The following is a 10,972-nucleotide window of genomic DNA, read 5'->3' as shown; positions in this document are numbered from 1 at the left end:
GGGTGCGGCGATCGGATCGCGGCCCAGTCCTACCGGGCGGGATACCGTGCCTTCACCGGGTTGGACTACCATCGCCCCGCGCGCGTGATCCGGCGAGCCGGCCGCGGCGGCGCATCGTCCTCTTTTCGGTACTTTTGCCTTTTTCATGCCGTCGCTCGATTTTTCCAGGGAAGAGAAAGCCTTCGAAGCCTTCTACGAGCAGGAGCTGCCCGCCCTGCAATATGCCTGCGCCTCGTACATCGCCCTGCTGCAGTCCATCCTCTCGCGCACTCCGCACCTGGACATCACCAAGGTGGAAGGCCGTGTGAAGGACCGTCAGGAATGTATCGCGAAGTTCTCCCGTAAATACCGTGCCGCCCTCGAAGAAGCGAACACGCCCTACGAAATTCGCCACTACATCACCGATCTGATCGGCGTGCGCGTGGTCTGCCTCTACGAGGACGAGCTGGAAAAGGCGGCCCACGCGGTGCGCTCCCATTTCGACGTGATCGACGTGACCGACAAGGTGTCGGCGATGGAAAGCACCGAGGGCTCCTTCGGATACAAGGGCCTGCACCTGGACCTGCGGCTGAATACCGCGCAGGCCGGGCTCCCCGAGCATGCGGCCTATGCCGCGCAGCCGTTCGAGCTGCAGGTGCGCACCATCATCCAGGACTCCTGGAGCGTGCTGGACCACAAGATCAAGTACAAGAAGGCGATTCCCGGTCAGCTCAAGCGCCGCATCAACGTGCTCTCGGCGCTGTTCGAGCTGGCCGACCGCGAGTTCCGGCAGATCCGCGACGAGACCGAGGCCGGGCTGCTGCAGGCCCCCGACGAGACCGACGCGCCCGATACGGCCGACACCGACCCGGCCAGCGAAGCCGCCCGGGAGCGCCCCGTGCCCGCCGGGAGCGAGCTCAACGCCTTCACCTTCCTGAAGATCGCCAACCACTTCTTCAAGGATTCCGACTTCGATCCCCGCAAGGTGGACCTGTTCGTGGCCGACATCCGCGGGTGGGCGCCGGGCATCACCCGGTCGCAGTTCAACACCCTGCTGCGGGCCACGCTCGGCACCGTGAAGCGCTACAAACAGCATTTCGAGGAAACCAATCCGCAGACGGGCTTCAACGCCTACACGGTGATCCGCCACTGCCTCTACCTGGGGGATCGCGTGATGTTCCGCAGGGCCCTGCGCAACAGCTCCCGCGAAGCCTTCGAAGCCTGGCTGCGCGACCACGGCTGACCGCCACGGCCGGCGCAAAAGACGCATTGCCGACATGGTTACTTCCGCTTACTGCTCCTGAAAACGCAGCGCACGGGGCACTTCAGTCGTCCGCCTCCGGCTGTCGCCTTGGCGACTCCCCATCCGTAGTTCCACGCCATACGCCTGGCGCGAACTGCTGCTATATTGCACTGCAACATTTTTCGGCGAATCCCCCATGCTGTACAACCTCTACGAAACCCAGCGTTCCTTGATGGAGCCGTTTGCGGAACTGGCCCAGACGGTTTCCAAGATCTACAGCAATCCGGTCTCGCCGTTCAGCCATACGACCTATGCGCAGCGGATGTCCGCCGGCTACGACCTGCTCTACCGCCTGGGCAAGGATTACGAGAAGCCTGTGTTCGGCATTTCCACCGTGGAGGTGGACGGCAGCGAAGTCGTCATCCACGAGCGCGTGGAGATGGACAAGCCCTTCTGCGAACTGCGCCGCTTCAAGCGCTTCTGCGATACGCCCTCCACGCTCGAGACCATCAAGCGCCAGCCGGCCGTGCTGGTCGTGGCGCCGCTGTCCGGCCACTACGCCACGCTGCTGCGCGACACGGTGCGCACGATGCTGCAGGGCCACAAGGTCTACATCACCGACTGGAAGAACGCCCGCCTCGTGCCGCTGTCCGAGGGCGAGTTCCATCTCGACGACTACGTCAACTACGTGCAGGAGTTCATCCGCCTGCTGCAGGGCCGCTACGGCAACTGCCACGTGATGAGCGTGTGCCAGCCCACCGTGCCGGTGCTGGCGGCCGTGTCGCTCATGGCCAGCCGCGGCGAGAAGACGCCGCTGTCGATGACGATGATGGGCGGCCCGATCGACGCGCGCAAATCCCCCACGGCGGTGAACAACCTCGCCACGCAGCGCAGCTTCGAGTGGTTCGAGAACAACGTCATCTACCCGGTGCCGGACAGCTTCCCCGGCGCCGGCCGGCGCGTGTACCCGGGCTTCCTGCAGCACACGGGCTTCGTCGCGATGAACCCCGACCGGCACGCCAAGAGCCACTACGACTACTTCAAGGACCTGATCAAGGGCGACGACGCGAGCGCCGAGGCGCACCGCAAGTTCTACGACGAGTACAACGCCGTCCTCGACATGGACGCCGACTACTACCTCGAAACCATCAAGACCGTGTTCCAGGACTACAACCTCGTGCATGGCACCTGGGACGTGCGTTCGCCCGAAGGCCAGCCCGAGCGCGTGCGCCCGCAGGACATCCGCAGCACGGCACTGCTCACCATCGAGGGCGAGCTCGACGACATCTCGGGCTCCGGCCAGACCGAGGCCGCGCACGGCCTGTGCACCTCGATCCCCGCGCAGGACCGGCGCCATTTCGAGGTGCAGGGCGCGGGCCACTACGGCATCTTCAGCGGCCGCCGCTGGCGCGAGACCGTGTATCCGCAGGTGCGCGACTTCATCCTGGCCCACGATCCGCAGCCGGCCACCACCGTCGACAGCGCCCAGGTGCCCAGCGAAGACGCACCGCGCCGCCGCAACGGCGCAGCCGCACCGGCTGCCGCTGCCGTGGCCGATCCCGTTTCCGCGCCGCCCGTGGCCCCGGTGGCTTCCGCCACTGCCGCCGCATCGGTGAAGCCCGCGAACCCGGCCGCCGTCGAAATGCCCGCCGAGCTGCCGATCGCCGCCGCGGCGCTGGCCGAGCGCAACCGGCGCGGCGCGCGCAAGGCTTGATCCCCGGAGACCACGCCGTGCGGCAGGGGTTGGCCGCGCGCATCGACGCGGCCCTGCCCCAGACGCAGTGCACGCGCTGCGGGTATCCCGACTGCGCCGCCTACGCGCAGGCGGTGGCGCACGAAGGCGCACCGATCAACCGCTGCCCTCCCGGGGGCGCCGAGGGCGTGGCGCGCCTGGCCGCACTGACCGGGCGCCCCGCGCTGCCGCTCGACCCGGCCTGCGGGGCGGAGGCACCGCGCACCATCGCCGTGATCGACGAGAACTGGTGCATCGGCTGCACGCTGTGCATCCAGGCGTGCCCGACCGACGCGATCCTCGGCACCCACAAGCACATGCACACGGTCATCGCGGGCCACTGCACGGGCTGCGAACTCTGCATCCCGGTCTGCCCGGTGGACTGCATCGTGCTGGAGAACGCGAGCGGCACGGCGACCGGGTGGGCGGCCTGGTCCGCGGACCAGGCCGATCACGCACGCCTCCGCTATGCGGACCACCGGCGGCGCAGGGCGACGGCCGATGCCGGCCCGGACGAGCGGGTATCACCCCAGTTGCCGGCCAGCCCGCAACGCGCCTCCTGCAGCGAGGCAGGGGCTGCCGACGGCACGCGGGACGCCCCGGGAAACGCGGACGCCGCGGCCGCGGCCCGCCGGGACGCGATCGCCGCCGCGCTGGCACGCGCGCGCGAGCGCCGCGCCGGAACCGACGCGCCCCGCTGACTGCCCGCGCGGCGCGGGCAGGCCGGTGCGTGTCCGCCGGCTCACGGCCGTGCCGCGAGCGACTTGTACACGCCGCACCCCAGGTAGAGACCGTCCAGGGCCTGCACGAAGGACATCTTGGTCTGCACCCTGCCGGTGGCCGGGTTCGTGATGTCGTATTCCACCCAGCCCGGCCCGCGCGCAGCCTGCGCGGCGATGTCCGCGACCAGGCGATCCCCATCGATGCCGGGGATGTCCTGCACCCGCGTCCCCACCTTGGCGGGATTGCCGCCGAAGGCCAGGTAGCGGCCGTCCGGATGCAGCACGAACACGTACATGTCACGGTCGTGGAAGGGCTGCGCCGGATCGGTGACGGTCTGCAGGAACGCTTCCCGCGAGCCGGCCGTGCCGCGCCGTGCCGCGGCCCGCTCCACCAGCGCCATGGCTTCGTCCGCCGTGCCCTGCTGCAGCCGGAACGCCTGCACCGCGCGTGCCAGCGTGTCGGCGCGCTGCCCGAGCGCCTCGGCCTGCTGCACGGCCTGCCCCACCATGCGCGCGTTGTGCTGGGTCACGCCGTCGATCTGCTGCACGGCTGCGCTGATCTCCCCCAGCCCCGCGCTCTGCTGCGCGCCGGAGCCCGAGATCTCGCTCACGTGGGCCGCGACGCTGCGGATGCCGTCGGCCATGCCCGCGATGCCCTCGCCCGCCGTGCGCATCAGCCCGGCGCTCGATTCCACCTGCCGCACCGAATCGCCGATCAGGTCGCGGATCTCGCGCGCGGCCTGGCCCGAGCGCTGGGCCAGCGTGCGCACTTCCGCCGCCACGACGGCGAAGCCGCGCCCCTGCTCGCCCGCACGCGCCGCCTCCACCGCGGCGTTGAGCGCGAGGATGTTCGTCTGGAACGCGATGGAATCGATCACGCCGGTGATTTCTGCCATGCGCCGCGCACCCTGCTGGATCGCCTGCACCGACTCCGCGGCCCGGTCCATGGCGAGCGTGCCCGCGTCGGCCGCCGAGCGCAGATCCGCGGCGCGCCGGTCCGCGGCGCTGGCGGTCTGTGCGTTCTGCTGCACGGCGGCCACCAGTTGCTCCACGCTCGCCGCCGTCTGCTCCAGGCTCGCGGCCTGCTGCTCCGTGCGCTCGGCCAGCGCCCGGTTGTCGGCCGCCAGGCTGTGGCCCGCGTGCGCGACCAGCGCCGCATTGCTCCGGATGTCGGCCACCATGGACGAGAGGGTCACCACCATGCGCTCCAGCGCCGCCGCGAGCAGTGCCGGCTCGTCGCGGCCGGCCGCCGCGGCGTTCCGGGACAGGTCTCCGCGGGCCGCGGCCTCCATCGCATCCGCCAGGTTCCGCAGGTCGGTGGAGAGCCCGGCCGCCAGCGCCGCACCGAGATAGGCCAGCAGCAGCCCGCAGGCCAGCGCCACGCAACCGCCCACAGCCGGCCCGTGGCTTGCGCAGGCCCAGAGCGTGGCACCGAGGGCCAGCCATGCAGCGGCCGTGCACACGGCGGTCTTGGCCGGAATGCGCAATCCGCGCAGCAGCCTGACGGCCGGGCGCAAGAGCAGGGAAACAGCCATCCTCATCTCCTCCGTGTTCCAGTGTTGCTATTTGTAAACGCCCGGATCGTATTGACCAGTACTTACGGCGGTTTGACAAGGCGGGATTACGCCGAGTCCGCCGGGGCCGGCGCCATGCTGCCCCGATAATGGCGCCCCATGAATCCCCTGCTCTCCCATCTGCAGCCCTATCCGTTCGAGCGCCTGCGGCAGCTCTTCGCGGGGGTGCAGCCTCCTGCCGGCCTCCCGCCCATCAGCCTGGGCATGGGCGAGCCGCGCCATCCCACCCCCGCCTTCATCCAGCAGGCCTTCATGGACCACCTCGGCGGCCTGGCCAGCTACCCGGCCACCGCCGGCGACCCGCGCCTGCGCGAGGCCTGCGCGCAATGGCTGCAGCGGCGCTACGGCATCGCCATCGACGGGGCCACGCAGGTGCTGCCGGTGAACGGCTCGCGCGAGGCGCTGTTCGCGTTCGCCCAGACCGTCATCGACCCCACGCAGGGCGGCGCCACGGTGGTCTGCCCCAATCCGTTCTACCAGATCTACGAGGGCGCGGCCCTGCTCTCCGGCGCCCGCCCCTATTACGCCCCCAGCGACCCGGCGCGCAATTTCGCGGTGGACTGGGACGGCGTGCCGGAAGAAGTCTGGCAGGCGACGCAGTTGCTCTTCGTGTGCTCCCCCGGCAACCCCACGGGCGCGGTGATGCCGCTCGCGGAATGGGAAAAGCTCTTCGCGCTCAGCGACCGCCACGGCTTCGTGATCGCCTCGGACGAGTGCTACAGCGAGATCTACTTCCGCGATGAGCCGCCGCTCGGCGGGCTGGAGGCCGCCGCCCGGCTGGGCCGTACCGATTTCCGCAACCTCGTGGCCTTCACCAGCCTCTCCAAGCGCAGCAACGTGCCGGGCCTGCGCAGCGGGTTCGTGGCGGGCGACGCCGCGCTGATGAAGGCCTTCCTGCTCTACCGCACCTACCACGGCAGCGCGATGGGGCCGGCCGTGCAGGGCGCCAGCATCGCCGCCTGGAGCGACGAATCGCATGTCGAGGAAAACCGCGACCTGTACCGCCGCAAGTTCGAGCAGGTGACGCCGCTGCTCGCGCAGGTGATGGACGTCGCCCTGCCCGACGCCGGGTTCTACCTCTGGGCCGGCGTGCCGGAACGCCTCGGCATGGACGACGCCGCGTTCGCACGCGCGCTGCTCGCTCAATACAATGTGACGGTGCTGCCAGGCAGCTACCTCGCGCGCGAGTCCGGCGGCCGCAATCCCGGCGCCGGCCGCGTGCGCATGGCCCTCGTGGCCGAGGTCGAGGAATGCCTCGAAGCCGCGCGCCGCATCGTGCAATTCATCCAATCCCATCCCTGACTCCCGAACGGACCATGACCCAACAACTGCAGAACATCATCGACACCGCCTGGGAGAACCGCGCCAGCCTCTCGCCCTCCGCCGCTCCGCGCGAGGTGCAGGACGCCGTCGAGCACGTGATCGCCGAACTCGATGCCGGCAAGCTGCGCGTGGCCACCCGCGAAGGCGTCGGCCAGTGGACCGTGTACCAGTGGATCAAGAAGGCCGTGCTGCTGTCGTTCCGCCTGAAGGACAACGAACTGATCGAAGCCGGCAACCTCGGCTTCTACGACAAGGTACCGACCAAGTTCGCGGGCCGCTCGGCCGAAGAGATGGCCGCCATCGGCGTGCGCGTCGTGCCGCCGGCCGTCGCGCGCCGCGGCAGCTTCATCGCCAAGGGCGCGATCCTCATGCCCAGCTACGTGAACATCGGCGCCTACGTCGATGAAGGCACCATGGTGGATACCTGGGCCACGGTCGGCTCCTGCGCCCAGGTGGGCAAGCACGTGCACCTCTCGGGCGGCGTGGGCCTCGGCGGCGTGCTGGAACCCCTGCAGGCCAACCCGACCATCATCGAGGACAACTGCTTCATCGGCGCACGCTCCGAAATCGTCGAAGGCGTGATCGTCGAGGAGAACTCGGTGATCTCCATGGGCGTCTACATCGGCCAGAGCACCCCCATCTACGACCGCGCGACCGACACCGTGAGCTACGGCCGCGTGCCGGCCGGCTCGGTGGTGGTGAGCGGCAGCCTGCCCAAGGGCGACGGCAAGTACAGCATGTACGCCGCGATCATCGTGAAAAAGGTCGATGCCAAGACCCGCTCCACCACCAGCCTGAACGACCTGCTGCGCGACTGACGCGCCGCCGCGCGTCCCACCGCAGTCCTTCCGAGCCCCCGCGCCTCACCCATCTCCCCATCCATCCACCACCTTCGCAAAGGGACACCCCATGAGCACGATGGAACGGATCCTCCGATTGATGGCCGAGAAGCGGGCCTCGGATGTCTATCTCTCGGCGAACGCCCCGGTCCTCATCAAGATCAACGGCGAATGCCTGCCGGTCAACAGCCAGCTGCTGCCGTTCGACGCGCCGAAGAACCTGCTCGCCGAGATCGTGCCGCCGGCGCGCATCGAGGAACTGGAGGAGACGGGCGAGCTCAACATGGGCGTGCCGCTCACCGGCGTGGGCCGCTTCCGCGTGAGCGCCATGCGCCAGCGCGGCAGCTACGCGGTGGTGGTGCGCTTCATCGCGCAGCACATCCCGGAGCTCTCCAGCCTCAACCTGCCGCCGATCCTCGGCGAGCTGATCTTGGAGAAGCGCGGCCTGCTGCTGGTCGTCGGAGCCACCGGCTCGGGCAAGAGCACCACGCTGGCCTCGATGATCGACAGCCGCAACGCGCAGGTCACCGGCCACATCCTCACGGTGGAAGACCCGGTCGAGTACCAGTTCAAGAACAAGAAATCCATCGTCAACCAGCGCGAGATCGGCTCCGACACGCAGTCGCTGCAGACCGCGCTCAAGAACGCGCTGCGCCAGGCGCCCGACGTGATCCTGATCGGCGAGATCCGCGACCGCGAGACCATGTCCGCGGCCATCGCCTATGCGCAGTCGGGCCACCTGTGCCTCGCCACGCTGCACGGCAACAACAGCTACCACGCGCTGAACCGCATCCTGAGCTTCTACCCCGTCGAGGTGCGCCCCACCATGCTGGGCGATCTGGCCTCGGCCCTGAAGGCCATCGTCTCGCAGCGGCTCGTGCGGTCGCCCACGGGCGAGCGCCTGCCGGCCGCCGAGGTGCTGCTCAACACCAAGCTGGTGGCCGAGATGATCGAGCAGGGCAACTTCTCGGGCGTGCGCGAAGCCATGGAGAAATCCATGGCCGAGGGCTCGCAGACCTTCGAGCACGATCTCGCGCGCCTGGTCCTCGAAGGCCGGATCGACCGCAAGGAAGGCCTGGCCTACGCCGATTCGCCCACCAACCTGATGTGGCGCCTGCAGAACGATTTCTCGCAGGCGGCCAAGGCGGCGCGCGACCGCAAGGATGCCGGCGCGCACGATGACGAGGACCAGCCCTCGTTCACCGAGATCGTCCTGGACGTGAAGCCCCACTGACCTGCCTGCCGCGGCGCGCACCCTCCGCAAGGGCTGCGCGGCACCCACCCCCACCCTCTCCCTTCCCGGGCCGCCCACCCCGCCGCCCGCCCCACGATGTCCCGTACCCTGATCCTGGCCGAACAGCTCATCTCCCGCCCCTCCGTCACGCCCGAGGACGCCGGCTGCCTCGACCTCCTGGCCGAGCGCCTCGCCCCGCTGGGCTTCGTCTGCGAACGCATGGACAGCGGGCCCGAATCGTTCCGCGTGAGCAACCTGTGGGCCCGCCGGCCTGCCGCCATGCCGGGGGCGAACGGCGCTGCGGCCCGCACGCTGGTCTTCGCGGGCCACACCGACGTGGTGCCCACCGGCCCGCTGGAGCAGTGGGGCAGCAACCCGTTCACGCCCTCGCACCGCGACGGCAAGCTCTACGGCCGGGGCGCGAGCGACATGAAGACCTCCATCGCCGCCTTCGTCGTGGCCGTGGAGGAGTTCCTGGCCGCCACGCCCGATCCGTCCATCGCCCTCGCCTTCCTGCTGACCAGCGACGAGGAAGGCCCCTCGGTGGACGGCACCAAGGTGGTGGTGGAGCAGCTCTCCGCACGCGGCGAGACGCTGGACTGGTGCATCGTCGGCGAGCCCACCTCCGTGCGCCGCACCGGCGACATGATCAAGAACGGCCGGCGCGGCACGCTTTCCGGCAAGCTCACCGTGCGCGGCATCCAGGGCCACATCGCCTACCCCCAGCTGGCACGCAACCCGATCCACCAGGCCCTGCCCGCCCTGGCGGAGCTGGCCGCCACCGAATGGGACAGCGGCAACGACTACTTCCCCCCCACGAGCTGGCAGATCAGCAACATGCACGGCGGCACGGGCGCGACCAACGTCATCCCCGGCACGGTGGTGGTGGACTTCAACTTCCGCTTCTCGACCGAATCCACGGCCGAAGGCCTGAAGACCCGCGTGCACAACCTGCTGGACCGGCACGGGCTCGAGTACGACCTGTCGTGGACGCTGGGCGGCCAGCCCTTCCTGACCACGCCCGGCGAACTGGTGGAGGCGGTGCAGCAGGCCATCGCCGACGAGACCGGCATCGCCACCGAACTCTCCACCACCGGCGGCACCAGCGACGGGCGGTTCATCGCGCGCGTCTGCCCGCAGGTCATCGAACTGGGCCCGCCGAACGCGACCATCCACAAGATCGACGAGCACGTGGTGGTCGCCGACGTGGAGCCGCTCAAGAACATCTACCGCCGCACGCTGGAGCGGCTGAACGCACAGGTGGCCGCATGACGCATCCGCAGCAGCCCGCCGTATCCACCGCAGCCAGTGCGCCTGTCCGCGGCGACACGGTCCCCGCCCTGGTGGCGAGCGCCGCCGCCCGGCTCGAAGCCGCCGGCGTCGCCTTCGGCCACGGCACCACCAATGCGCACGACGAAGCCGCGTGGCTGGTGCTCTGGCGCCTCGGCCTGCCGCTCGACACGGCGCTGGACGAGGCCGCGGTCGTCACGGCCGCGCAGCAGGCGGACGTGGCCGGGCTGATCGAGCAGCGCACCGCCACGCGCAAGCCCGCGGCCTACCTCACCCGCGAGGCCTGGCTGCAGGGTGTGCCCTTCTACGTGGACGAGCGCGCCATCGTGCCGCGCAGCTTCATCGCCGAACTGATCGCGGACGGCGGCATCGACGGATTCCTCGGCGAGCACACCCGCGACGTGCTCGACCTGTGCACCGGCAACGGCAGCCTCGCGGTGCTCGCGGCCATGGCCTATCCGGACGTGCGCGTGACCGGGGCCGACCTCTCGCCCGACGCGCTCGCGGTGGCCCGCATCAACGTGGACCGGCACGGCCTGCGGGACCGCATCGCACTGCAGCTGTCGGATGGCCTGGCGGAACTGCCCGGTCCGTGGGATCTGATCCTGTGCAACCCGCCGTACGTCAATGCGCAGAGCATGGCGGCGCTGCCGGCCGAATACCGCGCCGAGCCCGAGCTGGCGCTGGCCGGCGGCACGGACGGCATGGACTTCGTCCGCCGCCTGCTGGCCGACGCGCCCGCGCGCATGTCCGAGCATGCCGTGCTGGTGCTGGAGATCGGCAACGAGCGCGCGCATTTCGAGGCGGCCTTCCCGGAACTGCCGGTCTTCTGGCTGGACACCAGCGCGGGCGACGACCAGGTGCTGCTGATCACCCGCCAGGCGCTCGGGTCCGGACTCCAGTCGCGGGACAGCGGCACGCCGCCATGAGCGCTCCCGCAGCCGCCGCCATGCGCCCGCCACGCGGCGCGCCCCAGGCGCGCGACGAGTGGTGCCGGCTGCTGGCCATCGCCTGAGCCATCCCCACCCTGCCCTCT

General features: G+C 69.9%; 9 protein-coding genes. 8 read left to right on the top strand and 1 reads right to left on the bottom strand.

Annotated features, from left to right (window positions below):
• Window positions 1-145 precede the first annotated feature (145 nt).
• The 3 genes from Q9R47_RS12685 (at window position 146) to Q9R47_RS12675 (ending at window position 3,655) form a co-directional block, all read left to right on the top strand.
• Entirely contained in the window at window positions 146-1,222 is a 1,077-nt protein-coding gene (locus Q9R47_RS12685) for a (p)ppGpp synthetase (protein WP_311233555.1), read from the top strand.
• 196 nt (window positions 1,223-1,418) lie between these two features.
• Window positions 1,419-2,936: a polyhydroxyalkanoate depolymerase gene (locus tag Q9R47_RS12680; protein WP_311233554.1), complete on the top strand. Its 1,518-nt coding sequence runs from the start codon at window positions 1,419-1,421 to the stop codon at window positions 2,934-2,936.
• 17 nt (window positions 2,937-2,953) lie between these two features.
• Entirely contained in the window at window positions 2,954-3,655 is a 702-nt protein-coding gene (locus tag Q9R47_RS12675; RefSeq protein ID WP_311233553.1) for an RnfABCDGE type electron transport complex subunit B, read from the top strand.
• Between the two features lie 41 nt (window positions 3,656-3,696).
• On the opposite strand, the gene Q9R47_RS12670 is transcribed toward Q9R47_RS12675, so the two are convergent.
• Complete coding sequence (locus Q9R47_RS12670) at window positions 3,697-5,211, bottom strand: methyl-accepting chemotaxis protein (RefSeq protein WP_311233552.1); 1,515 nt, start codon at window positions 5,209-5,211, stop codon at window positions 3,697-3,699.
• A gap of 138 nt (window positions 5,212-5,349) precedes the next feature.
• Between Q9R47_RS12670 and dapC the strand changes: the two genes are divergently transcribed.
• The 5 genes from dapC to prmB all read left to right on the top strand — a co-directional run bounded on the left by dapC (window position 5,350) and on the right by prmB (window position 10,865).
• Entirely contained in the window at window positions 5,350-6,552 is a 1,203-nt protein-coding gene (dapC, locus tag Q9R47_RS12665) for a succinyldiaminopimelate transaminase (protein ID WP_311233551.1), read from the top strand.
• A gap of 14 nt (window positions 6,553-6,566) precedes the next feature.
• On the top strand, window positions 6,567-7,391 hold the full coding sequence (gene dapD, locus Q9R47_RS12660; protein WP_311233550.1) for a 2,3,4,5-tetrahydropyridine-2,6-dicarboxylate N-succinyltransferase: 825 nt from the start codon (window positions 6,567-6,569) through the stop codon (window positions 7,389-7,391).
• Window positions 7,392-7,482: 91 nt separating this feature from the next.
• Entirely contained in the window at window positions 7,483-8,646 is a 1,164-nt protein-coding gene (locus Q9R47_RS12655) for a PilT/PilU family type 4a pilus ATPase (RefSeq protein WP_311233549.1), read from the top strand.
• Window positions 8,647-8,742: 96 nt separating this feature from the next.
• Window positions 8,743-9,918 carry a succinyl-diaminopimelate desuccinylase gene (gene dapE, locus Q9R47_RS12650; protein WP_311233548.1) on the top strand — a complete coding sequence of 392 codons (1,176 nt, stop codon included), beginning with the start codon at window positions 8,743-8,745 and terminating at the stop codon, window positions 9,916-9,918.
• Window positions 9,915-10,865 (top strand): 50S ribosomal protein L3 N(5)-glutamine methyltransferase, encoded by a 951-nt coding sequence (gene prmB, locus Q9R47_RS12645; protein ID WP_311233547.1) that lies wholly within the window; start codon window positions 9,915-9,917, stop codon window positions 10,863-10,865. The genes dapE and prmB overlap by 4 nt, the downstream gene beginning before the upstream one ends.
• Window positions 10,866-10,972 lie beyond the last annotated feature (107 nt).

Origin of the sequence: Acidovorax sp. PRC11 (assembly GCF_031844105.1) — a bacterium.
GTDB lineage: Bacteria > Pseudomonadota > Gammaproteobacteria > Burkholderiales > Burkholderiaceae_C > Paracidovorax.
This window is presented reverse-complemented; position numbering and strand designations above follow the sequence as displayed.